Below are 23,678 nucleotides of genomic sequence, written 5' to 3' on the forward strand. Positions count from 1 at the left end.
TACGAGCGCAAAGCCGAGCACTTCCTGGCCTTCACCAGCATCGCTTGCACACTCATCTGCTACCGCAGACTCACCAAATGAGATGACTTCTTAGAGGCTCCTGCGCCTCATGGGGGCTGCAGCCGGTCGAGCAGGGTTCCGGCGAGGGCGATGTGACGGTGCCCGGGCTCGAGGACACGCTGCGCGTCGTTGAGAATCTGCGTGAGTTCGTCTCGCGCCTGCTCGCTGCGGCCTTCAGCAATCAGCGCCTGAGCCTTTTGCAGACGGCTGTGGATGGCATGCGGGTGGTCGGGGCCAAGGACGCGACTTCTGTCGGTCACCAGCTGAGTGAACGCCGCGGTGGCTTCGACGGTCCGTCCGGCCCGGGCCGCAAAAGCTGCCTGGGTGCTGCGTATGGCGAGTGTGTGCGGGTCGTCCGGGCCCAGACATCGCTGGGCGTCCGCCAGGAGCTGGTCCAGCTGCCGTTCTGCCTCGGCGAGATCGCCGTGCAGGCTGAAGAACCAGATAAGGCTGCGCCGGGCAGCGAGAACTTGCGGGTGGTCGGGTCCTTCCAGCCGTAATCGGTCGTCAAGGAGGGTACGCAGCTGTCGGACGGCCGCCTGGGTCTCTCCCGCTTCTCCAGTGAAGTAGGCCTGCTGGTGCCGCGCGGCCAGTGTGTCGGTGTGCTCCGGACCCAGGGCGGCGATTGCGTCAGTCACCAATTCACTGAATGCGGCTGCGGCCGCCCGCGAATCGCCGGCCTCTCCGGTGAAGAACGCCCACTGATGGCGGGCAGCCAGCGAATCGGGGTGACGCAGGCTGAGCCTGGCTTGTCTGCGCCGGACGATGTTCTCAAGATCCCTGACCGCCTGGCGCGGCCGGCCGCTATCGCCGATCGCTATCGCCAGCACAAAGTCCGCCCCTGCTACTCCCCCTGTCCGGGCGCGTTCGAGAGCCGCAGTGGCCCGTGACAGATGACTCGCCTGCTGGGCGAGCAGCCCCATGTCATAGGCATCAGCGGGCTCGACCCGGCACAGCAGAGCCTCCCACAAGTGGTCCGGCACTGGAGGCAGTCCCGGTGCGCTTAGCAGGTAGTCGAATGCGGTGTAGCCCTGGCTGTAATTGCCGATCAGGAGTCCGCTGGTGGCGTAGGCAGCCTTGCACGCCCACTGCATCGCCTCGGCAAAAGGTTCCGGCTGCAGGCCTGGCCCGCCGCGCTCAGCGAGGTAGGGCGGGTGGAGGTCCTGGAGCCACTGTCTGCTCACTGGCCGTCGCAGTCCCGACCGGCGGCAGTCGACGGCCGCCGTCACGATGGCCGCGCCGCGAGGATTGGCCCCCGGCGCCCAGGCGTTCTCCCAGGCAGCCAACAGCTCTGGGCCGGCTGCGACCACTTCTGCGAGTCCGAACCGGTCGCAGCTGACCAGCGCCAGCCTGATCCGAGGGTCCCCCTGGTGCGCCGCAGCACGCTGCCGTTCTGTCATGGACCAGTGGCGTGCCAGACGGATTTTCACCGCCAGGTGCAGCACTTCCCGCTGGACCCGCCAGGCGTCCCGGTCGGATCCCGTCAGCCTGCTCTCCTCACGGGCGTCGTAGCGGCGGTATTCCTCCGACCGCATGGTCGCCAGCACCACGACACGGCCGGGCCGGCCTTGAAGGAGACCGGTCAGCATGGACGCGGTCACCCCGTCGGCACCCAGATAGTTCTCAAGATCGTCCAACCACAGGACAGCACGTCGGCGACGCCGGGCCACTTCAATAGCGGGGGTGAGCGCTGTCCTGGTCATGGGGCGTACGAAGGCATGCCGGGGAAAACGGGACCGAGTAACCTCATACGCCAGACGGGTCTTCCCGGCAGTCGATTCGCCCACGATGAGCACGAAGCCGCCCTGTTCCAGCGCTTGCTGCAACAAGGGCTCGGCATCGCGTTCCACGTAGGGCGTTGCCGAGCGATGAGCATGATGGCCGTCCGCGGGATGAACACCAGCCAATTCGGGACGGTCCAGCTGGCCGACTCTGGGAATGCCTCCCGACGCAGTTCTCAACAACGCGGCGACACTCCGTTCGGCGTGCTGCGGCCGCATATGGTCCGCAACAAGGGTGTATACGGCCGTGACGGCCGCGCCGATACCGGTGGCCAGCGGACCCGACGTCCAGGTGGCAGCGAGCGCCAACGCGGAGGCGCCGATTCCCACGGCCGCCGAATACCGCAGCCAGCCCCGGGTCCGCCTGCCCTCTTGCCGAAGATAGGGTGACACGCTGCCCCCATTGCGTGACGTGGTTCTCCATTCTCGCCACTGTGTCGGCCCTGTCGAGGGGGATTGCCGGTACGTGACCGAGCTGGGGCCGACAGGTCCGACACGGAACGGCATGCCGCGCTTGGGCACAACGTTCCTGTCCCCACTTGCCATCCGCTGGGCACAACGCCGTCAGCACGCTCAGCAGACACGCCTCGAATCCACAGGAAAGACGGCCGTCGCCTGACCAGGTGGGCTGGCGTTCGCTGTCGGGGGCGGGTTGGCCGGGTCAGTCCGGCAAGGTGGTCGAGTGCTGCCCTGCAGCAGGAAGGGGAGACTGACGCGAACGGCTGGGAAGACCAATGATTAAGGCGTTCGAACGCGTTCGTTTCTCGCCATTTGCCGCTGCGGCTGCCTGTTTTGAGCGAACACAAGCGTCGCTGCAGTTGGAGTCGCGGGCTAAAGAGTTGAGATCGCTCTGCTGAGGGGAGGGGCCGTCAGTGTCACTGCACCAGAAGCGCTATGCCGTCCCGGCAAGCAACGGGCTTCGCGTGACGTGGTTCGAACAGTGACCGCTTGCCCGAGTGCTCTTCGGCTGGTTTGCGCTCTATGCATGCCGATCTTCTAGATCGTCCAGTCATTTCTGTCAGTACGCCCTGCTACACCAATTCCCATGGGCGAACCGTGTGGGGCGGCTCGCCGACGGGGGAGGGGAAGTCGTATGCCGCCAGAGGGTTTTCACGTGGTACGCCGTCACGTCCGCCGCAATCCGAAGCCGAGCGCCAACTCAGCGGCTGGACGATCGCCGCTCTGATCCGTCGTCTGGCTGTGGGGGCAGGTCTTCGGCTTCGGCGAGGCCGACCCGCCGCAGCCCGCCTCCCCCCAGCCGTCGGTGTCCGTCCGGGCACCCTGATGGCCCGGATTCGGCTGCGGTGGCGCAGACCTCGGGGAACGGGCGAATACGCTGCGGTCGACATTGTTGCCGTAGACGGCAGTTCTCCCCGCCGGTGCGGGGGTGGTCCGCTGTCCACGGTCATGGACGAGACCAAGCGCAAGTTCTCCCCGCCGGTGCGGGGGTGGTCCGCAGGCCGCCCCGAACTCCATCGACCGGCGCATGTTCTCCCCGCCGGTGCGGGGGTGGTCCGCGATGTGCTGTTCCAGCTGGGGCGTGGCCCCCTGCGGGCCGAAGGTGTCGTCCTCCGTGAGGACGTGGTCGCCGTGATCGCCGTATCCGTACCCGAAGACCATCGACTCGGCGACGAGCCGCCGCGCGCCGGTGAGCCGTGCGGCCTCGATGAGGTGGGCGGTGCCGTCGATGCGCAGCGCGTTGGTCGCGTGCATGTCGCGGTGGCGCAGGGGCGCCTTGCGCAGGGCGGTGGCGGCGAGGACGACCGTGTCGAAGTGCTGCCCGTCGACGGCGCGCAGCAGTGCATCGCGGTCCGTCAGATCGGCCTGGACCCCGTTGGCGGGGCCCCGGCCGAGACCGGTGACCTTGTGGCCGGCATCGGTCAGGGCCCGGGTGACGTGCCGGCCGAGAACACCGCTGGCGCCGGCCAGGAGAATGCTCTGGTTCGTCGTCATGCCGGTGCGACGGATCGACGGGGCCGGAATGTGACATCGACGCCCGGACGATGTTCCCCCGTCTACATCCCGTAGCGGGGGCCGCTGACATCGGCTTGCTCAAGGTTCTCCCCGCCGGTGCGGGGGTGGTCCGTTCGCGCAGATGATCTGCACCCCGCCCAGGCAATACGCCGTACCGTCCCCGTCCAGTACAGCCAACGGACCGTTGGGAAACCGCGGATCGTCGGCGGGCCCGGCAGCCCTCGTTATTGCCGGGCGCCGTGAGGCCGGCGTGCGGGGCATGTTCCTGGCCTCCGTTGCCGCACGGACAGTTGCTGCCGGTGCCTGCACCTCGAAGTCGAACTCGCCGACATCGACTACATCGACGTGTCCTTCTGACCGTACGAGCGGAACCGGGCCGAGACCATGCAGCTGTGGGGTCTACGATCGGGCAGCGCGGTAGGCCGCCCACAGCTCGTCGGCCTTCTTGCACCGCACCCTGCCGTGCCCGCACTCCTCGCACTGGGTGGAGTGGTCGATGTAGGCGCGGTACGCGGTCTGCATACGGCTGTAGGTGCCGCTGGCGGCAACCCGCTGCATGTGGCCGGACGCGCTGCCTGAGTCGTGCCACTGCCACCTTGTGCCGCTCATGACGCGCCGCCGTGACGCCTCGGGTGGGGATGATTGCGGATCTCGACACTGCAGTCCGTCGCGCGGGACGGGTTGCCGGACGCCGTGGCCTCAGCCCGCTGCCGGGCCAAGGCCTCACAGACGCCACAGCCTGGAGCCGGGGCCGGCTGGCTGAGGGGCAGTTCGAGCATGACGGGCGGATCCATGCTGGTCATCCGGGTCGCCTCCGCTGGCGGGAGCCTGCCCAGGCAGCGGCGCGCGGCGCGTGCATGGGCAAAGTGGTGGGGCTGTCGCTGGCCACGACGCTAGGGGTGAGATGTACACGACTGCCAGCGATGTGCAGATCTTTGCGAATACAGGTCTCTGGCAGCGGTGTTGGCGATTTCACACCTTGACTCACCTACCCCTCCAGGACGACAGTGATGCAAAGAACTGCACGCTTGCGAACGGAGGCAGCCATGTCACTCCTGTTCATCGGCGTCGACCCCAACACCGGCGACGACAAGAGCCCTACGGTGTGGGTCGACGGGGAGAACAAGGAACTCGTCTTGCAGGGATGGAAACCGGGCCCCCAACTGGAGGCGGAATGTGCCACGTTCGAGCTGCCGGGACATGCAAGGGGAATCCCGGACGACGAGGCAGTGATCCGTATCCCGGCCCGGATGCTGCACATGATCAGGGAGGCGTGCGATGCCATCGAGCGTGGCGACGTTCGCTGAACTGATCGCGGGTTGCACGCGCGCGGCTGTCCACCTGGAGATGCGCGACGCCTACGCCGTGGATGAGGAGGCAGAGGCCTTTAACGCCTGGCGCAACGGCTTCCGCCATGATCCAGGCGACCGCGCGTCCTGGTGGCGGCCATGGCTGGACCTGATACAGGAGACCGTGTCGCGCGGCGTCGTGGTACGACGGGCCCGCATCGTCTCCGAGCCGGTCACCGAGTACATCCGTTACGAGCATTCGGGCACGTTCACCAACGTCGCCGCAGGCGAGCAGGTGCGCTGGCTGCCTCGCCGGCGTGCCTCGGACATCGCCCTGCCGGGCAACGACTTCTGGCTTTTCGACGACCGTGTGATCCGCTGGAACCACTTCACCGGTGACGGCGCATGGGCCGGCCAGGAAGTGTCCGAAGACCCGACGGCCGCCAAGCTGTGCGCCGAGGCGTTCGAGTCAGTGTGGGCGCGCGCCGTTCCGCACGACCAGTACGACATCCACTAGCAGGAAAGCCCGGTAGAGCACGCCCATGCCCGTCTCCCCATCGTCGTCCGCCCAGGCCGCACGCGAGACCGTCGCCCGACGGCTCCGCGACCTCCGCAAGGGGGCAGGCCTGACGGTCGTCGAGCTGGCCACCGCCTGCGGCTGGCACTACTCGAAGACCTCCCGCATCGAGAACGCCCTCACCGGACCGTCCGCCAAGGACATCCGCCGATGGTGCGCTGCCACCCAGGCCGAAGGCCAGGCGCAAGACCTGATCGCCCAGTCCATCAATGCCGAGTCGATGTACACGGAATGGCGCCACCAGGTCCGCAACGGGCTCAAGCAGCTGCAGGACAGCTCTGCCCAGTTCTACCGCGGCACCGAGCTGGTCCGCGTGTACTCCTCAACCGTCGTGCCCGGCCTCCTGCAGACCGAGGGCTACGCCGCTGCCGTGCTCAGCATGTCCGCCCGCTTCCACGGGCTTGCCGTCGATGACAGCGTGGAGGCGGCACGGGCCCGTATGGAGCGCTCGCGCATCATCCATGAATCAGGCCGCCGCTTCGTGCTCCTGGTCGAGGAATCCGTCCTCCACTATCGGATCGGGGACGCGGACACGATGGCCGGCCAGCTCGGCTACCTGCTCACAGTGGGCTCGCTGCCGGCGGTCTCGCTCGGCGTCATCCCCATGGCGACGCGCGAGAGGACCCAGTGGCCCGAGGAGACCTTCCACGTGTACGACGACACCCTCGCCACCGTCGAGCTGGTATCGGCGCGCGTGAAGGTTACGCAGCCCAGTGAAGTCGCTCTCTACATCAAGACGTTCGAGCAGCTGCGAAGCATGGCCGCCTACGGAGCACAAGCGCGCACACTGATCGTAAAGGCCATCGACGCACTGCGCTGACCCCGGACATGACGAGGCAGCGCGGCGACCAAGCTTGCCCGCCCGCGGGCAGGTCTCTGTGCGGGTTGCCCAAGTCGTCATTCCCGCCGCCCGGCGCGGTGCCCGCGCGACGGGCCCGCGACACCCAGCTGGCCAGCGTGGTCTCCTTGATCCCCAGGTCCTTCGCCACCTCAGCGACGGTCTTGCCGGTCTCGGTGACGATCCGTGCGGCCCCCTCGCGGAACTCCGCATCGAACTTCCGTCGCTTCTCTGCCATGACTCCCAACTTCCCCTGCAGTCACGGTCTTCACGCTACGAGGGGAGGGACACGCCGCGCGATATGGACTCCGGCTTGCAGATCCGGAGCGTCCTCGCGGATCACATCTGCGACACGAAGCGTGCACGACGCATCCACTCCGAGTGACTTGGGTGTCACAATGGCGAGGCGCTAGACCGTCCTTGGGGGGGGGACCATGCACGCCAGAATTGCACTCTCCGCTGCCGCCGTCCTCGCGGCCACGCTCACTGCATGCAGCAGCAACGACACACAGCAAGGTAAGGCTGAACGAGGCGGCGCCACCGCGGCCGCGTCCAAGCCGGCCGACTGCGGGCCCGACTCGACTCTCTCGCAGTCCGACTGGATCGACCAGTGCAGCAGCGAGTCCGCGTCCTCGGACGACAAACAGCCGGAAACCGAGCTGGCCGTCGGTGACACCTTCGCCTACAAGGACGGCCTGAGGGTCAAGGTCACCGGCATCAACAAGATCACGCAGTTCGGGGAGTACGACGACAGGCCCGAGGCGGACAAGACCGCCTTCCGTGTGAAATTCGAGGTCACCAACGGCACCAGGAAGCCGTACGACCTCGATAGTCTCAGCTACAACGCCGAAGGCGGCACCACCGGCGGTGAAACCGAATTCATCACCGTCGAGCCCGGCTCGAAGCAGAGCACGGGGCGCCTTGCCACCGGCCGCACCGGCGCCTTCACCTCCGAGTACTCCATCGCGAAGAGTGATGGCAACACCATCGTGTTCACGGTCAGCCGCACCGACGACGCTTTCCTTAAGGACGACAGCGCCTACCTCGGCGACGACCCGAACTGGACCGGCGACATCAAGTAGAAGCAAGTCCGCTGCGCTGCGTTCCCTTCGCCTCGCGCGAGGCCGAACCGAGGCAGCCAAAATTTACCCGCCAACGCCTGTCGCCGCGACCGCCTCCACCCAGGTATCTCGCCCCGGCGGGATCCTCACCGTCGACGCCGGTGAGGCCGCAGGCCGGCTCGCCGGTCTGCCGGTCGAGGCTCTGCACGGCATCAGCCCCCGATGACTGGGCTGGGGATGACCGCCCCTCGCCGGTGCCGCGGGAGACCACCGGCCCCCGCACCCCGGCACACTGCACTGCTCGGGCTCTCCTGTATCTCGCACCAGCGATCTTGGCCACGACACGCTGCCCACAAGGGCGCTACTTCGCACCGGCGGCGCCGGTCACAACCCGGTGCTGTTGAGGCAGGGTTCTCGTCGGCCCGTCTCAGCTCTCCTGCAGGCGGCGGCCGTCGGCGAAATCGAAGGTGCAGGAGCCAAGGGCGTGCAGTTACAGCGCTGTCGGGCCTCGCTCGGGCGTCACTCGATGTCGACTCCGTGGGCGCGGGCGAGTGCGTCGAGGCCTTCGGCCCATCCTTGGCCGAGGGCGCGGAGTTTCCATACGGGGTGGCCGTGGTGGGCGTGTCGGTAGAGTTCGGCGATGACCATGGCGCGGATGCTGGCGTCGGCCGGGGGGCTGAACGTCCAGGCTGCGCCGGTGGGGCAGTTCATGTCCCAGGTGGCGTGGGTGAGGGATCCGCAGGTCAGGCCGGTGTCGACGTCCATGTTGATGGCGATGGCGACGCGTCGTACTCGTTCGGGCAGGACGGACAGGTGGAGGGTGGCGCGTTCGACGGTGTGACCTTGCTCTTGCTGTTTGCCGGCAAGGCGGGCGGCGCCGTCGGTGGTCGAGGGCTGGTTGTAGAAGACGAAGTCGTCGTCACCGGCGACTCGGCCGTCGTCGCCGAGCAGGAAGAGGCTGAGGTCGGCGTCCGCTCCGGCGAAGCGGAAGGTGACTTGCAGACCCTGCCAGGCTTCTTCGGGCAGGACGAGGGTCTGGCCGGGGACGAGCTCGGCGGCGGTGGCTGGAGGCGCCACGGGTGCAGGTGGCTGCTGAGGGGTGGATTCGTGCTTCCATTCGGCGAACGGCTTGATCCGCAAGGGGTCGTCGACCGGGGTCGGTTCGTCGGGCGGGGTGTTGGCGCCGAGGGTGACGTCGAGGTCGGCGAGGGAGGTCTGGTCGGCCTCGGGCTCGTCCTGGGCGTGGTCCAGCAGTTCCTGCAGACCGGGGACGCGGCTGGTGTCCAGCGGCTTGATCGTGCTGGAGAAGTTGCCGGCTTCGGTCGTGGTCACACAGCAGGCGACGTCCTGGGCGATGTCCAGGAAGCGCAGGGCGTCCTCGGGTTCGCGCCACGGGGTGGACTCGACCGCCTGGCGGCTCCAGCGGCCGTAGGCGACGAATCCGAGGCGCTGGGTGTCGGGCAGGCGGGTGAGCACGGCCAGGTCGATGGCGGTGATGCCCGGAGCGGTGGCGAAGCCCTCCTTGAGGGTGGCGACGATGTTGGACCCCATGGAGGTGAGCCACCACAGGATCCGGTCGCGTTTGGTCAGGTTCTTCAGAGTCGGGCGCCCGCTGGGGGTGACGCCGGGCGTCTGGGTCGGCATGGAGTCGAGATCCTGCTGGCGCATCACGACCGACAGGACGGCACCGTCCGTGCCGACGGCGCAGCCGGCGGCCGGATTGTCGGAGAAGGCGGTGTTCACCGCCTCGCAGACGGTGTCCTCGTCGTTGGACAGCAGGGCCTGCCACCACAATTCGGCCTCGCTGCCCATCCGTTCACGCACGGCGTGCAGACGCGCCCTCTCCGCGGCCAGATACGCGGGAGCGTCCTGCTCCGCACACTGCTTGGCGGCCGCCCGGTCCGCGCGGGCCAGCCATCCCACCCCCCGAAGATGGAAGGCCTGCGCCTCGGCGAGCGCCCAGGGCAGAGTCAGCTGCGGAACGCCTGGGATCGCGGGTGGATGCGCGGCGGGGAACGACTGCAGGTGGACGCTGGTCGTCTGCTGTCTCAGCTCCTGCAACTGAGCGATGGCGGCATCGCGCTCCGCCTCCTGCTGCGCTCGTTCTGCCTGGCGGCGCGCCCGTTCCAGCTGTGCGGCCGACGGCGCGGCCGGCCGGGCTTGTGCGGTGCGGCGCGTGCTGGTCCGGCGCCGGCTGCCGGCGAGGGAGCTCGAGGCGTAGAAGGGGCCGAGCCCCGTCGACACCCGGGCGCCGCCGCTGCCCACGCTGAGCCTGGCCGCACGCGGACCGATCGAGGTCCGCACGCCACGCGTGGAAACGCGCACGCTCATCCCCGGAACACCGACACGGAAACCGAACCCCATACCCCACCCCTTATCCCCGGGGACACAGTGTGGCACTGCCACCTGCTCCGGTCTCGCGATCTCGTTTCGGCGAGAGCAGAACACGATCGCGGTGTTCGACGCCGGTCGTCCAGAACGCTGATGCCGACGGGGCGAATTCTGCCCAAAGCGACGACAGTTGGGCATGAAGGGTCTACCGTTTTCCCCTCAGCGATCAAGGGGGCTGGGATGCAGACGATGTCGCTGCGCAAGGGGGAGAACAAGGCACTGGCGACGACGCCGGTGGTGTTGTCGGTGTCGGTTCAGGGGCCGGCCGCGGACGTCTCGGCGCTGCTCCTGGGAGTGGACGGCAAGGTGCGCAGCGACGACGACCTGGTCTTCTACAACCATCCAGCCCACGACGGCGTGTCGATCGACGGCTCCGCGGTCACGGCCGACCTGGCACGGGTACCGGCTGGCGTGGACCGCGTGGTGATCGCGGCGAGCGTCGATCCCCTGCGGCCGGGCGCGGTCTTCACCCGTGCCCCGCAGCTGACCGTGACCCAGCCGGCCTCACCCGTCCTGTCGTTCACCGCACCGGACTTCACATTGGGGGAGACGGTCGTGGTGCTGGCCGAGCTCTACCGGCGCCAGGGCGGGTGGAGGGTCCGCGCTGTGGGACAGGGATACGCCTCCGGCCTGGCGGGCCTGGCCACCGACTACGGCGTCGAGGTCGAGCCTGACAAGCCCGCTGCCTCCTCTGCTCCTGTCCCGGCCCAGGCGCGCGGGACATCGGGATCGGCGCGCACCGTGGTGGATCTGGCGAAGGTGGAGCGGCGGGCGCCCGGACTGGCGGCTCCCGCACGGCAGGCCGGCCAGGCCCTCGCGGACCGAGGCATCGCAGACCGGCGGGCCGCGGTGTACCTGATTCTTGATCACGACTGGCACATGGAGGCGCTGTACGAGTCGTTCGCGGTGCAGGCCTTCGCCGAGCGTGTCCTGGCCCTGTCCGCCAACCTCGACGACGACGGCACCGTACCCGTGATCTTCTCCAGCAAGGACGAGCCGTTCCTGGAGGAGATCCGGCTGGACAACTACCGCGGCCGCATCGGGCAGTTGCACACCCAGATCGACTGGGGCTGGGGCAACGTCGCCGCGTCGATGCGCCGCGCGGTAGGCCACTACCAGGAATCCGGAGCAGCTGATCCCGCCTTCATCGTGACCCAGGTCGGCGACGAGCCTTGGGACAAAGCCGAGGTCCGGTCCCTGCTGCAGAACACCGCCTCACTCGGGGTGTTCTGGCTGTTCGTCGGGTTCGGCCGGGGCAAGCTCGCCTTCTACAAAAACCTCAATGCTTCCGCCTCGGCCACCTTCACCAACGTCGCCTTCTACGACGCGAGCAAGAACCCGGGATCGGTACCGGGCGAGCGGTTCTACCTCGGCCTCGTCGACGCCTTCGCCGCCTGGATGAGGCCTTGAACCGACTGCTCCCGCCCTACGCGACGGTTCTGCGAAGCCATCCGCAGCCCCTTTCCCCCTCTGCTTGATATGGGTGTCGACAAGACGGGGTGTGGCTATCACCGCACAGCTGCCCTGCACGACTTCACGCTTGACAACCATCTTCGGGAGTAGCCCGTGTCTACCCCTGAACTGCAGCCGTTCACCCGTCGGCTGAACAGCCTCATCACCTCGGATCACGCTGCCGCGGATCTGCGCCGCTACTTCGGCATCGATGCGCTGCCAGGGACGGTGCCGTTCACGGGAAGCCGGTTCGAGCACCTGGCCGGCGGAGGAGACCGCCCGGCAGTCGCCGACGTCCTGACCGCCGACGACCTCATCGCCGTGCAGACCTTGTCCGTCAAGGTTCCTGCACGGGCGGCCCTGGACCTTCTCGAAAGCGACCCGGCCGCACAGCTGTCCAAGCTGCTGAGCAGCATCCCCTCCGACATCGACATGGCCGACGCCGACGCCGCCGACCTGGCTCCTGGATCACCGGCCGACACAGCCTGGCACCTGCTCGACGACCAGCCCGGGATCGGCTGGGTCACGGCCGGCAAACTCCTCGCCCGCAAGCGCCCGCGCCTGCTGCCCGTCTACGACCAGGTCGTTCGCTGCGTCCTGGGACGCCCTCAATCCTTCTGGCTCACCCTGCACGCCGCACTGCGGGCAGACGACTACGCCCTTCACCGCAGACTGCTGGCGCTGCGCCAATCCGCCGGCGTACCCGAGACAGTCAGCGCTCTACGAATCTGCGACGTCGTGCTCTGGATGCGCCACCACGGCGAGCACCGAGAAACGAGCTGCGTCTGGGACTGAACACCACCTTGCAGGTTCGAGGGGTGCAGAGCGAGCCTGAATGCTGAAGCCGTGGCACTGTTCTTTCCCTTCTCCTGTTGCCAGTCGACGGCCAGCGATTCCGCCTACCAGCGGATGCCAGGGCATCGAGCTCCCAATCACCCCGAGGCGCACGGATCAGGAGCCTTGTTCAAGAACTTACCCGTGGTACCGCCTCGACCGCGAGGATGAGGGTGGTACGCGATACAGGAGTGGTGTCCATGGACAGGGTTCAGAATGAGGCCCCGGCGATCAGTCTGTCCAAGATGCAGGCGCAGGCCCCGGATTTGGTGAGCCTCTACAAGGCGGCTGGGTCCAGCGTGCGCGCGCACGGTCTTGAGGGGGTGCGTGCTGCTGTGTATCTCGTGCTGGACCGCTCTGGGTCGATGCGGCCCTACTACAAGGACGGCACCATGCAGCATCTTGGTGAGCAGATCCTCTCCTTGTCCGCCCACCTCGATGACGACGGCACGGTGCCCGTGGTGTTCTTCTCCACTGACGTAGACGGATCCACTGACCTCAAGATCGGAGGACATCGTGGCCGTATCAACAAATTGCACGAGAACCTCGGTCACATGGGGCGGACGAACTACCACTGGGCCATGGACGATGTCATCGACCACTACCTGGCTTCCGGCAGTGAGGCCCCGGCCCTGGTGATCTTTCAGACCGACGGCGGGCCCACGAGCAAGTTCGCTGCCGAGCGGTACCTGTGCAAAGCTGCCCGCCTGCCGCTGTTCTGGCAGTTCATCGGGTTCGGCAACCCTGATGACAACGAGTTCTCCTTTCTCCGCCGCCTCGACGACCTGGCCGTACCCAGACATCGCGTCGTCGACAACGCAGGCTTCTTCCACGCCGGCCGTGATCCGCGCACCGTACGCGACGATCTCCTCTACGACCGGCTTCTCCAGGAGTTCCCCGGCTGGCTTTTGTCGGCTCGTACCGCTCAGGTCCTGCAGTGAGCACAGGAACCGGACCGGACCCGGAGAACCGAACTCGCCAGCTGCGGCGCGAGCCGTGGAATGTCCTCCCGGTCCACTTCTCGGGCACGGCCCGGAGCGCACCGTGCAGCCGCCATGTTCTGTTACGGGCGTTGGGAAACCCGGTGTGAGCGCCACCGGCTGAAGGCTGGCGGATGAGATGAGGCCGTGGCCGGGGGATTTGAGCGACAAGGCGAGACAAGGGATGCTGACCTGCATGAATGGGGTGCCGGTTTCCGATGATGTGTTCAACGCCGTGTCCGGGGCCGCCGGGTGGGCGGTGGTGGACGTGGAGACATCGGGCCTGAAGCCGTACGAGCACCGGGTGCTGTCGGTGGCGGTGCTGACGCTGGATCCGGCGGGGGAGCTGGTGCAGGAGTTCTCCACCCTGCTGGATCCGGGCTGCGATCCCGGCCCGGTGCACATCCACGGTCTTACCAGGGAGCGCTTGCGGGGCGCGCCCGTCTTCGAGGAGGTCGCCGAGCACATCGCGACGCTGCTGGCCGGGCGGGTGATGGTGGCGCACAACGCCCAGTTCGACTACGAGTTCCTCGCGCGTGAGTTCGCCCGTGCGCGTTCGTGGCTGCCTGTCTCGCAGCGGATGTGCACTCTTGCGCTGAACCGGCGTATCGCGCCGCCCACCGACGACCTGAAGCTGGGCTCCCTGGCCGCCCACTACAAAGTGCCGCAGCAGCGGGCGCACGACGCCCTGGACGACGCCCGGGTGCTCGCCGGCATCCTGCGCGGCTCCTTGTCCGCGGCGGGGGAGCTGGGCCTTGCCCTGCCGCTGGTGGCGTGCCCGCCCAAGCAGGGGTCGGGGTATCCGCCCAGGGTGCCGAAGACCCCCTGCGCGCACCGTAACCCCGGTCGGCTCGCGCCTGGAGCCCCGCTGGTGCAGGGCATGAAGGTCGCTTTCACCGGTGACACGCGCACCGCACGGGAGGAACTCGTCGCGCGCTCCGTCGCGGCAGGCCTGAACGTGATGGGCTCGGTCAGCCGTCACACCAGCGTGCTGGTCACCGACGAGACCGACTCCGACAGTGCCAAGTTCCGTGCCGCACGAAGTGCGGACGTGCCCGTGATCGCCGAGGAGGTCTTCCTCGGGCTGCTCGCCGGCGTGCAGCCCGGTACCACCCACGCGAACCCGGCGCCGCCGGCACCGTCCCTACCCGCCCAGCGGCGCACCGACCGCCCATCCACTGCCGCACCGCTGTCCGGACGCCGGATCCTGGTGCTGGGCGGCCCCCACGACCACGCGTCGGCGCTGCGCACCCGCATCGCGGAGCTGGGCGCAGCCGCCGCCGTCAACCTCTCCGCCGGCGTCACGGACGTGATCCTCCTGGCCGACGGGACCGGGGACCGCCGCATGCCCCACATCACGGCACGCGGCCTGCCGGTCCACGACGCCCACTGGCTCACCACGCTCACGTCGTCATCGGACACCGCCCGAGAGGTGGAGACGACCGCCCCGGCCGATGTCCAGATCCTTCCCCGCGGTGGCGTTATCGACCTGCCGGCCGCACACGACGGCGCCGGAACGTGGACGGTCACTGCAAGCTGGGGCCATCAGATCAGCTGCGAGATCGACGTGGTCGCCTTCGTTCTCGACGAGGACGAACAGGTCTCCTGCGATGAGGACTTCATCTTCTATGGCGCACCCGAACGACCCGACGCGACCGTGCGCCTGACCACTGACGGCCCCAGTGAACAAGCCGTCACTGCGGACCTGACCTCTCTTCCCGACGCCGTCCGCAGAATCGTCGTCGCCGCTGCCATCGACGGGCCCGCGACGTTCGCCCAGGCCGGAGCCATCGAGATCACCGTCGCCCAGGGAACCGGCGCGCGAGCCGTGGCCACGGCCACCCTGGACGCCGCGACCACCGAACGAACACTGCTGCTCGCCGAGGTCTACCGGCGTGGCCTGGGATGGCGCGTACGCGCGGTCGGCCAGGGATACGATCACCAACTGGCCGCCTTGGCCCGCGGCTTCGGCGTCGACATCGTCGGCTGACCTCTCACCCACCCTCCGCCGGGCAGTGCCCTGCACGCATCGGGCCCACCGTGTCGAGATCCTGCGGGATGACGGGGCCTGCGGCATCGACCCCCGCCCCGTCGTCCCGGGCCCTCTGCCCGCCACCGCGAGCGCCCACCACGCCTTTCCCCGGTACGCCCTGGACGGCGCCGCGGCCAGGCGGCCCGCGACCTGACCGCGACCCTGCGTTCGCCGGAGACACGAGCCGGGAGAGGACCAGGGTTTATCGGCTGCCCGGCGGCTTCGGCCAGGGTGCTCCCGTGGCAGTCGCGTCCAGGAGGTCACCGAGGCGCAGCCAGGCACTCGGTCCGGAGTTGGTTGCCGGGCAGGTCGCGAACCGGTTCCACGCGTCCTGGTCGGCGCCCAGGGCATCGCGTACCGCGGCGACCACCGACGGATGCGCGCTCCCGTAGCGATCCCCCCGGGCGCGCAGCGCCGGCCAGGCCGGCAGAGCGCGTACGAGGGCCCGTTGGGTGTCCGGCCTGGCCAGGATCAGGCGGGTCCAGGCTTCGCGCCATGTCGGTGCGCCGCCGAGGTTCCCGCGCAGGCCCTCGGTGAGAGGGAGCAGCACGGTGTCCGGACAAGTGTGACGCCGCAGCACCCTCTCGAAGTCGTCCTTGGACCTGTGTCCGCTCGCGGCGCAGGCGAGGAGAGCCTTTTCCACGAGGGAGTCGTCGCCGGTGTGCCGGTCCAGGTAGTCGCTCAATGCTTGTGCCGGGACGCCTGCCAGTTCGCGCACGGTCACCTTGTCCGGGGCGCCGAGCGCGGTGCGGCGGCGATCCCCACCGACGGACGGCGGAGGATCGGCGAGGACGCGCTCGATGGTGTCGAGGATCTCCTCGAGTTCACGCCGGTGGTCATGACGGGGTGGGAAGCCCGGATGGTGAGGACGCAGCCGCTTGCGCGCGTCATGGACGATCGGGCGGATTCCGGCCTTCACGTCGTCGGTGACCGGCGGGAGGTGCAGCACGATCTCGCGCACCCAGGACACCTCGCTCGGGTTGATGGTCGAGTAGCGTTCCTCAGGCTCCCAGAAGGGAAGGGCGCGTGCGGCGGTCTCGGCGAACATGGTGGCGAGGCCGGCGAGATCGGCGGCAGGAGCACGCCAGTGAGCCTGTTGGTAGCCGTCCTTGGCCTGCGTCGGGTTGAGCAGGTGACGCCAGGTTCCCGACGCGGCGCGTCGCACCCAGGCCACCGGGGCGTGACACCGCCGGTTGAGCAGTGTGGTGCTCCGCAGGCCCAGGAAGGCAGAGAAGTCGATCTGCTCCTCGTCCGTCAGGGCGGACAACTCCTCGGCGAAGTGAGCAAGGACCTGTTGCTCGTCCGATCCGGCGCGGTGCATACGGCAGGCCTCGGCCAGCAGGATCTCGAGCGGGAACCGCTCGAGATCTGCTGCGGCGAGCTCGGCCAGCAGCCCCGGCTCGACCGCCCAGGGAAGGCTGCCGAGCAACTCGTTGCGGACCGTCCACTTGGCGTCGGTGCCATCGGCCCACTGGACGAGTTCCCGATGCCGCTCCGGGTGCCGTTCGAGTATCTGACGCCACATGCTCTCCCACGCCGCGCATGCGCCTTTGTACTTCCTCAGCCATTCCTTCGTGTCACCGTCCGCGTCCAGCTCGTCGGGGTCTGGTGCGACAGGAAGCGTGTCGCGGGCGGCCTCGAAGACCAGGTCGTGCAGCGGTCCTCGCCACAGCACGACCTGGGCGGGGGTCGGCATCTCGAGCAACTGGGGCGTCATGGGCGGGGTCGCACCGCCGCGAATACGCAACTCCTCGGCAATCGCACCGGCGAGCTGCTCACCGGCTCGCGGGCTTCCGAGCAGAGCCAACTGCTCGGCGGTGCAACGCTTCAGCGTCGTATCCTGCAGCGATGCCGGACACGACGGATGCCCGAGCGCGAGGGCGACAAGGATCATGCCGCCCTCGACGTGGTACGACTCCTTCTCGGCCTCCAGATCCGCCGCCACGGCCGCCTCCAGAAGCCACTGCGGCGCCTGCTGTGCATGAGGCCCCGACAACAGGGCCTCGGCGAGTGCCGAGCGTTCATGGCGAGATCGAGCGGTCCGAACCTGTTGCGCCGCCAGCTGCACCACGGGGTCGTCCGGGCCGCTGCCACTCATCGCTGTGAGGAGGAAGTCGCAGGGAAGCACAGCGGCGGGGTCCTGGCCGGTCACGAATGGTTCTCCATCAATGCTTGTCGGGCTGCTTGCCCGGCATGATGCCGTACGGCACTGACATCGACTCCGCACTCACCCGCGCAGCGAACCCTGCCGTGGAACGGGCACTCAGCCGACGTCGGCGATGACCTAGAGGACGCCCGCCGCACCCGGATCTCGGAGATCGCGGCGGCTCCGGGCCCGTGGGTGATGGGTGATGATGCAGACAACGGCGTACCGGCTGCACTGCGCCAGAGGGCGGACAACCGGGGCTGCTCGTCGCCCGCATCCAGTAGCCACCAGCCGTGCCGGACACACACCCGCCGCCACCGCGGCCGGTACACCCGCACCCCCTCCCCGCCTCTGCCGCGCCGTGCGGCACACCGCAGGCAGCCCCAGCACACCGGCCCCCACGCGCGCACCCCCACCCGCCACCGCGCCCACCCCCCGCCCCCGCCCCCGCCGCGGCCGGTGAGCTCCGCGGGGCCGGCCGTCCACGACGGCAAAGCCCGCGCCAGATGCGCGGCCGGAACGCGGCACCACGCCGACAGCTGCGCCTGCGCCGCCTCGTTGAGGAGCACCTCGCCCTCCAGACGGCCACCGCGCCTGGGCGGGTTCACCCACCGCCACCACGTCTGCAGATCCCCCGCCCGCAGCCCGTAGGCGGCAGCGACCCGCTGCAAGAAACGACCAGGTCGTCTCTCCCTCGACCGGCACCACCCGCAGCGCCCCGTACACAGCCTCTCCTCCCGCGCCGCACGCTCCACGGCCCCCACGAAGGCCGCCTGCGCCAACGACGCTGCGTAGAGGGCTGCTTGCCCGGACACCACTGCCGGCATCGGGCGCGCGACCACAGTGCCGTGGCCGCCGTACGTCCCGCTGGAGAAGACCGGCACACCGCCCCTGGGGGTGAAGGTTGTTGTAACGACGTCAGGCGCATTCCGTGGGTTCCGGGCCAGCCCTTGCGTCTCGCGCACTGGCGCCGCCACCCGCTTCGACTCCGTCGTCCAGGCCGGCTTCTTCGCCTACGTGCAGCTGCGCCACCACGAGGTGACCTCGCGCAGGCGTCCCTCACGGGCGTGGAATTGCCGAGCCGCGGCCAAGTTGACCGCCCATCGGTCGTCCTGAGACCGCGTCACCGGCCGGACCGGCTCGCCCGCATCGGGGTCGACGCCGACGGTCGCCGAACGGGCGGTCAATGCAAGGGGAGTCGGGGTGATGAAACGGCATCTTCGAGGGGTGGGGTCAGGCTCGCGCCAGGATGATCGTTTCGGAGGGGGTGATGGTGCCCTCCTGGCGTTGGAGGAGGACAGCTGTTCCGATGGCCACGGTGCGGAAGTCGGCGGCGGCGTCCGGGAGGTCGAATGCTTCGGCGGCTGCGGACAGGGCGAGGGAGGCAAGGCCGACTGAGTTCAGTTCGGCGCTGTCTTGGGCCGCGTCGGCATTGGGGGAGTACCGGCTGACGGTGGTGTGTATGTTGCGCTCCAGGAGCGTGCATACTCTGGCCAGTTCTGGCTTGGCGGACGCGTCGGCGAGCGCGGGGAGCATGACCTTCTTGGCACGCTTGAGTGCGGGCTTCCGGAAGAGGACCGGGTGCGCGTCGGCATCCCGCAGCAGTTGTTGGACGTGCAGCCGTGGCCAGAGGCTGTCCCACGGATAGAGATTGCGGTCCCTCGCTGTCCCCAGCCTTCGTTCAGCTTCGGCGAGGGCGTTCGAGAGCGACGTTGCGAGGGCGTCCGTCCCGTTCCTCCGGGCCGACCCAGTGCTGTAGTTTCTGGCGGCCCTGAGCGCCTGGGCGATGCCAGGACGATCGCGATCCTTCTCGGGCCCCTGGCACGCCTTGAGGATCTGGATCAGCCTGTGGGCGTATGCATCGGTCCGCCAATTCGGCAGGTCTTCGCTCAGTTGCCGCAGTACCAAGAAGGCCAGCAGGTCGTGATACCCGGGGGCGGATTCGGAGGGCGTGGTCACCTGCGGCGTCCACGGGTGAGGTGCCCCGTCGGGGACCCACAGCGTCAGCTTCTGATCTCGGTCGGTGCACCAGACCGTTTGCGAAGAGCCGCCGACGGCGACGTCGAAAGCGGCCTCCCGGGTATCTTCCGGGCTGACCGGACGCCAGCGGGGGCCGTCCGGCCCGAGCCATCCGTTGACCCACTTGACGAAGAGTTGTACGTCCTGCGGAGGAATGCCGACGGCCGCGCCGTCCTCCCGGCGTGTCCAAGCAGGGCTGACCGCTTTGCCGCGCTCGTCGAGGAAGAGCCGATAGACCTCGGCGCTGACCGGCCGGGTGCACAGCACGGTGCCATTCTCCGCCCGCACGGTCTCCTGGAGCTGCCGGGACAGGGTGACCGCCATCATGAGTTGGCGCTTGGGCGAGGGGAGCGGCTCGTTCAGCCCGTCGGTCCGGACGCGCTCAAGACGTGCGGCGACTTCGGCAGCCAGTCTCGCGTCAGCGACGTCCGCGATGTCGAAGGCCAGAGGGAGAGCCTTGAGAGTGTCCGCGTCCAGGCAGGCCTTGACGATCGAGGACGGGTCGCTGTCCGGGTCGGCGGCGTACAACAGGCAGGTCTCCCGCCACCACTCCTGGTCGACCACTTGCGTCAGCTTCGCGACGAGGCCGCTTCGCAGGATGTGGACGGCTGCGAGGTACTCCTGAAACGTCAGGTGGGCGAAGGAGTACTCTCCGCGCTCCCGCTCGATCAGTATGCCCGTCGCGGTTATCGATGCGAGGAAGTCTTCGCAGGTGAGGGACGGTTCCAAGGACCACAGCGGCGTCCGCAGAAGTTCGGCGGCCTTCTTGACGCGGGCGTCCCTGACGTTGCCCTCCATCATTCCGAAGGCCAACTCCGCGAGCACCGCCTCACGTTGCCGCCCCAGCCGCTGCGCATCGGTACCCGCGTCGTGCTTGGCCTGATGCCGACGCCACAACAGCACATCGCAGATCTCCCGGTACAGCTCAGCCCTGCTGTCAGGGAGCCGCCGTAGATACAGATGCACGTTCGCGATCATCGTCAACAGCAGCGGATTGGTCGCCAGTTCATACAGCATCGGCTTGGTCTGGAGCCGGGCCAGCAGATCCTCCGCACCCTTCATACGATTCGCCTCGGTGAGCCCGTCGGCGCGCAGCGCCCGATACCAGCCGCGCACGAAACCGGCGATCTGGTCACTCGTGAACTGGCGGACCTGAAGGACTTGTGGCTGGTTGAGTGGCGCGCTGAGATACCCGTGCGGCCGGGAGGTGAGGACGAAGTCGTTCCCCCGATACGCCTCGATCTGCCGCTCCGCCCATTTCGCGACCTTCCGCCTCTCGCTGTCGTCAGCGACCTCGTCCAGGCCGTCCAGCAGCACCGTGCAGCGCCCGGCGGACAGTCGCTGCTCGAACCACTCCCCGGGCTCGTTCTTCCACATATCGGCGTGGAGAGAGGCGCGAATCATCTCCGGGAGGGTGGCGTCCGGCTGTGCCGCGACGATGGGGGCGCAGTCACGCAACAGCAGCAGCACGGGCAGATTCCGGCGCCGCTTCTTGCCGTTGGCAGGCTGGGCGAGTTCCGTCGCCAGATGCTTGAGCAGCGTGGTCTTGCCCGTGCCGGGCGCGCCGACGACGGCCAGCGCGGCACCCTCGGGGGCGTCGAGGAAGTCCCAGATGGACTGCCGAGCCGTGGTGTACCCATCCGGAGCCGAGGCCAGCGGATCCCGTGAGGCGGCGTGCGCGGTCCGGGGCACGACGCTGACGTCGACGTACACCTCGGCGAGATCGGGCGCCGAATCCCCGCGAATCTCCTGATCCCGCAGATCGACGTGCTGATGCTGGCTGAGGACGAACTTCCGATACTGGCGCTCGAACGTGCGCCCCTTCGGCGTATCGATGATGCCATCGACCTTAATGGCGACCTGCTGCACGCGCTTCGATTTGACGGCCTGGTAGACCTCGCCCGCGAACCCGAGCCCCACCATCAACGCCTCGTACGCGACGAAAAGAACCCCCGCCACCACCGGATGCGCGACAACGGCCGACCAAGCCTGCGCCCCCACCACCGCCGGCGGAACCTGGCCCAACACCAGCCCCACCCGCGCGGCGAGTGCCCCGCCTCCGCCCGCCACAGACATCACCCGTACCAGCCCAGCGTGTTCACACGTAACGCGAGAACAATGAACCACGCTGGTGCTGCCGTCAACGCGGCATGCGGGCTGGGAAGTTGCGGCCCCTGCGCCGGTTTCCGCGCGAGCACGAAGCCCGGGGGCGCTTTCTCCCCGATGCCGTACGGCATACGGAGGGGCCGGCTGCGTTGCGGGTGCGGTGGGCGGCTGAGGCCCGGCGGGCACGCCGGCCGGATCTCAGCTTCGAAGGTCATGCCTGAGTCGACGTTCCTGGCCAGTGGGCCTCCTGCCCCGGAACCGGCAGCACGAAGCCGCCCTCCATAGCGGAACGGGGGTCGACCTCGGTGATGCTCACCATCAGGTCGTGCTCGGCCTGACCCGTAATGTCTGACCACGCGCGAGAGATGTCGGAGAGGATCTTCTGGCGAGTCTCCAGTGTGCGTCCTGCCCGGTGGGTGGCTTCGATGACGCTCGCCCGTGACGGTTCCCCTCCGGTGAAGCCGCTGCCGGTGGGACATCGAGAAAGAACACGTGGACGAAGCCGGCCGGTGCCCCGGTCGCTGCAATATGGGTCTCGGTGATCGCCCGGGCGAGTTCGGCGCGCAGAGCCACCGGTACGCCATCTTCCTGGACGTAGCACTTATAGATAGGCATAGGAATGTCTCCGTCAACTCAGCGGGATCGGCAGCGGCGCGGTTGCCTGACCGCGTCAGCCAGTCGCGCCGCTGCCCGGCCTGCTCGGCGGCCAGGACGCGGGCACGCAGGTCCCCCGGACAGACGCTGTCGAACGGCAGCAGTCCTGCTGCTCGCCTGGGCGGTCTTCGCCATCTTGTGACACTGCATCGGTCAACCAGTGTGAAGCAGGGCCATCATGTCGCCAGCTCCGCAGGGTCAGGCACGTACCCCGTCGCCCTTATGGCTCCGTGGCCCTGCCATCGCCCTTCGGGCACCTCCGTACCTGGGCTGAGCCATCTGAGCGGGCCCCTGGCTGTCGGTCGGTGACTGGGACAGCGTCACACCGGCCTGCTGCAGCTCGTCCGCCGAGGGCAGTGCGATGCCCTCGGTCTCGGACTGCCTGAGATCGCGCGCGCCCTCATCTGCACCGGACCGCAGACCCCCGTGCCCGTCTTCGACGCCGCGGCTGACGAGTTCATCGGCTACGGACCGGCGGAGCGTGCGACGATCACAGCGAGCTGCCCGACGCTTCCGAGGTGATCGACAGGCGCCTTGGCATCCCTGGCCGGTGGCCTCTGACGCCGGAGACGTGGGACGAAGACACCTTCTACGGGCTGATCGAGGTGTTCCACGACCTGGTGAGCCGCGCCCGCATGCGGCGCTACCACTCCTACAGCGGCTGCGGCTGGCACCACTCGGAGTTCCACAACGGACCGGCACGCGTCCTGTACCGGTGGAAGGTCAACCAGCTGCTGCGCGAGGTCGGCATCGAGTACGAACTGGCCTCCGAAGGCGAGGACCTCGGGCGCCTGGTCGCCGTAACCGACGATGCCCGAAGCCAGCTGGTGCACCGCGCCCTCAACGACAGCCCACCCGACATCAACGCCGGCGTACGCCACGCCATCGCGCTCTTCCGAGGACGTGACACGTCGGCTGAAAGCAAGAGATCGGCGATCTTCAACCTCGCCCGCATCCTTGAGGAACGCCGTGCCCTGATCAAGGAGCACCTCGGGAAGGACGAAGGCGCGCTGTTCGAGATCGCCAACCGCTTCGACCTGCGCCACCGCCGGGCCGACCAGCGCGGCGACTATGACGAAGCGTTCCTCGACTGGATCTTCTGGTGGTACCTCGCCACAGTGGAGCTGACGAACCGTCTTATCGAATCCTGCAACCTCGCCACCGAAACCGAGAACTGACCCGCTCACGCGTCCGATTCTGTCTGGTGCAGGACTTTTCCACCGTTCTGCCAGACAGCCGTACACGCATCGGACATACTTCGAGGTACCCATATCCCTCTCGTGCACCACGAGTTCGGGGAAGCGAGTCACTTGTGGCGGCGTATTACGCCGGAGACGGCTCGGGTTGCATGGAAGGGATATGGCATGCGACTTGCGCGTTCGCCGCGGCGCCGCCCCCCGGCGCCCCGGCCCGGGGGGCCCGGGGGGCGGCACCGCCGGGCCCCCCGCCTTAGGGACCGGCGCTCGCGGCGGTGGGGTAACCAA

Annotated in this window: 15 protein-coding genes and 1 pseudogene; 10 read left to right on the plus strand and 6 right to left on the minus strand. The window is 68.4% G+C overall.

Annotated elements, in window-relative coordinates:
- Positions 1–107 precede the first annotated feature (107 nt).
- Both ACIBK0_RS49230 and ACIBK0_RS49235 read right to left on the minus strand, forming a co-directional pair.
- Positions 108–2,171 (minus strand): tetratricopeptide repeat protein, encoded by a 2,064-nt coding sequence (locus tag ACIBK0_RS49230; protein WP_399096212.1) that lies wholly within the window; start codon positions 2,169–2,171, stop codon positions 108–110.
- Positions 2,172–4,214: 2,043 nt separating this feature from the next.
- Positions 4,215–4,424, minus strand: coding sequence for a hypothetical protein (locus ACIBK0_RS49235; RefSeq protein WP_399096215.1), 210 nt, complete (start codon positions 4,422–4,424; stop codon positions 4,215–4,217).
- Between the two features lie 437 nt (positions 4,425–4,861).
- On the opposite strand from ACIBK0_RS49235, the gene ACIBK0_RS49240 reads away from it, so the two are divergent.
- Genes ACIBK0_RS49240 through ACIBK0_RS49250 form a run of 3 tightly spaced genes read left to right on the plus strand, consistent with a single transcriptional unit; the run spans position 4,862 to position 6,501 of the window.
- Complete coding sequence (locus ACIBK0_RS49240) at positions 4,862–5,122, plus strand: hypothetical protein (protein ID WP_399096218.1); 261 nt, start codon at positions 4,862–4,864, stop codon at positions 5,120–5,122.
- Positions 5,094–5,621 carry a DUF6879 family protein gene (locus tag ACIBK0_RS49245; RefSeq protein WP_399096221.1) on the plus strand — a complete coding sequence of 176 codons (528 nt, stop codon included), beginning with the start codon at positions 5,094–5,096 and terminating at the stop codon, positions 5,619–5,621. The genes ACIBK0_RS49240 and ACIBK0_RS49245 overlap by 29 nt, the downstream gene beginning before the upstream one ends.
- A 25-nt stretch (positions 5,622–5,646) precedes the next feature.
- Positions 5,647–6,501, plus strand: coding sequence for a helix-turn-helix domain-containing protein (locus tag ACIBK0_RS49250; protein WP_399096224.1), 855 nt, complete (start codon positions 5,647–5,649; stop codon positions 6,499–6,501).
- Here ACIBK0_RS49250 and ACIBK0_RS49255 read toward each other — a convergent pair.
- Entirely contained in the window at positions 6,413–6,757 is a 345-nt protein-coding gene (locus tag ACIBK0_RS49255; RefSeq protein ID WP_399096227.1) for a transposase, read from the minus strand. The genes ACIBK0_RS49250 and ACIBK0_RS49255 overlap by 89 nt on opposite strands.
- Positions 6,758–6,953: 196 nt before the next feature.
- On the opposite strand from ACIBK0_RS49255, the gene ACIBK0_RS49260 reads away from it, so the two are divergent.
- Positions 6,954–7,601, plus strand: coding sequence for a hypothetical protein (locus ACIBK0_RS49260; protein ID WP_399096230.1), 648 nt, complete (start codon positions 6,954–6,956; stop codon positions 7,599–7,601).
- A 498-nt stretch (positions 7,602–8,099) separates the two neighbouring features.
- Here the strand turns inward: ACIBK0_RS49260 and ACIBK0_RS49265 are convergent, their stop codons facing one another.
- Positions 8,100–9,911, minus strand: a complete 1,812-nt coding sequence (locus ACIBK0_RS49265; protein ID WP_399096233.1) for a TerD family protein — start codon at positions 9,909–9,911, stop codon at positions 8,100–8,102.
- A gap of 240 nt (positions 9,912–10,151) precedes the next feature.
- On the opposite strand from ACIBK0_RS49265, the gene ACIBK0_RS49270 reads away from it, so the two are divergent.
- The 5 genes from ACIBK0_RS49270 to ACIBK0_RS49290 all read left to right on the plus strand — a co-directional run bounded on the left by ACIBK0_RS49270 (position 10,152) and on the right by ACIBK0_RS49290 (position 15,423).
- Complete coding sequence (locus ACIBK0_RS49270) at positions 10,152–11,381, plus strand: VWA domain-containing protein (protein WP_399096236.1); 1,230 nt, start codon at positions 10,152–10,154, stop codon at positions 11,379–11,381.
- A 156-nt stretch (positions 11,382–11,537) separates the two neighbouring features.
- A complete protein-coding gene (locus tag ACIBK0_RS49275) occupies positions 11,538–12,218 on the plus strand; it encodes a DUF6308 family protein (RefSeq protein WP_399096239.1) in 681 nt (226 codons plus the stop codon).
- A 239-nt stretch (positions 12,219–12,457) separates the two neighbouring features.
- The gene (locus ACIBK0_RS49280; RefSeq protein ID WP_399096242.1) at positions 12,458–13,198 is read left to right on the plus strand and encodes a vWA domain-containing protein; all 741 of its coding nucleotides are present in this window, start codon (positions 12,458–12,460) and stop codon (positions 13,196–13,198) included.
- A 235-nt stretch (positions 13,199–13,433) separates the two neighbouring features.
- Complete coding sequence (locus ACIBK0_RS49285; protein ID WP_399096245.1) at positions 13,434–15,227, plus strand: DEDDh family exonuclease; 1,794 nt, start codon at positions 13,434–13,436, stop codon at positions 15,225–15,227.
- Positions 15,228–15,252: 25 nt separating this feature from the next.
- A complete protein-coding gene (locus tag ACIBK0_RS49290; RefSeq protein WP_399096248.1) occupies positions 15,253–15,423 on the plus strand; it encodes a hypothetical protein in 171 nt (56 codons plus the stop codon).
- Between the two features lie 48 nt (positions 15,424–15,471).
- On the opposite strand, the gene ACIBK0_RS49295 is transcribed toward ACIBK0_RS49290, so the two are convergent.
- Positions 15,472–17,421, minus strand: a complete 1,950-nt coding sequence (locus ACIBK0_RS49295) for a hypothetical protein (RefSeq protein WP_399096251.1) — start codon at positions 17,419–17,421, stop codon at positions 15,472–15,474.
- 1,227 nt (positions 17,422–18,648) lie between these two features.
- Positions 18,649–21,510 carry an NACHT domain-containing protein gene (locus ACIBK0_RS49300; protein ID WP_399096254.1) on the minus strand — a complete coding sequence of 954 codons (2,862 nt, stop codon included), beginning with the start codon at positions 21,508–21,510 and terminating at the stop codon, positions 18,649–18,651.
- 1,169 nt (positions 21,511–22,679) lie between these two features.
- On the opposite strand from ACIBK0_RS49300, the pseudogene ACIBK0_RS49305 reads away from it, so the two are divergent.
- Positions 22,680–23,372, plus strand: a pseudogene (locus ACIBK0_RS49305) (hypothetical protein); the annotation flags it as partial.
- Between the last annotated feature and the right edge of the window lie 306 nt (positions 23,373–23,678).

It is taken from the genome of Streptomyces sp. NPDC050564, from assembly GCF_044457265.1.
In the GTDB taxonomy this organism is placed as follows: Bacteria; Actinomycetota; Actinomycetes; order Streptomycetales; family Streptomycetaceae; genus Streptomyces.

Bases quoted from the DNA above. Each gene is read 5' to 3' on its own strand.
- ACIBK0_RS49235 (WP_399096215.1), bottom strand. From the start codon at position 4,424: ATGAGCGGCACAAGGTGGCAGTGGCACGACTCAGGCAGCGCGTCCGGC.
- ACIBK0_RS49240 (WP_399096218.1), top strand. From the start codon at position 4,862: ATGTCACTCCTGTTCATCGGCGTCGACCCCAACACCGGCGACGACAAG.
- ACIBK0_RS49245 (WP_399096221.1), top strand. From the start codon at position 5,094: ATGCCATCGAGCGTGGCGACGTTCGCTGAACTGATCGCGGGTTGCACG.
- ACIBK0_RS49250 (WP_399096224.1), top strand. From the start codon at position 5,647: ATGCCCGTCTCCCCATCGTCGTCCGCCCAGGCCGCACGCGAGACCGTC.
- ACIBK0_RS49255 (WP_399096227.1), bottom strand. From the start codon at position 6,757: ATGGCAGAGAAGCGACGGAAGTTCGATGCGGAGTTCCGCGAGGGGGCC.
- ACIBK0_RS49260 (WP_399096230.1), top strand. From the start codon at position 6,954: ATGCACGCCAGAATTGCACTCTCCGCTGCCGCCGTCCTCGCGGCCACG.
- ACIBK0_RS49265 (WP_399096233.1), bottom strand. From the start codon at position 9,911: ATGAGCGTGCGCGTTTCCACGCGTGGCGTGCGGACCTCGATCGGTCCG.
- ACIBK0_RS49270 (WP_399096236.1), top strand. From the start codon at position 10,152: ATGCAGACGATGTCGCTGCGCAAGGGGGAGAACAAGGCACTGGCGACG.
- ACIBK0_RS49280 (WP_399096242.1), top strand. From the start codon at position 12,458: ATGGACAGGGTTCAGAATGAGGCCCCGGCGATCAGTCTGTCCAAGATG.
- ACIBK0_RS49285 (WP_399096245.1), top strand. From the start codon at position 13,434: ATGAATGGGGTGCCGGTTTCCGATGATGTGTTCAACGCCGTGTCCGGG.
- ACIBK0_RS49300 (WP_399096254.1), bottom strand. From the start codon at position 21,510: ATGTCTGTGGCGGGCGGAGGCGGGGCACTCGCCGCGCGGGTGGGGCTG.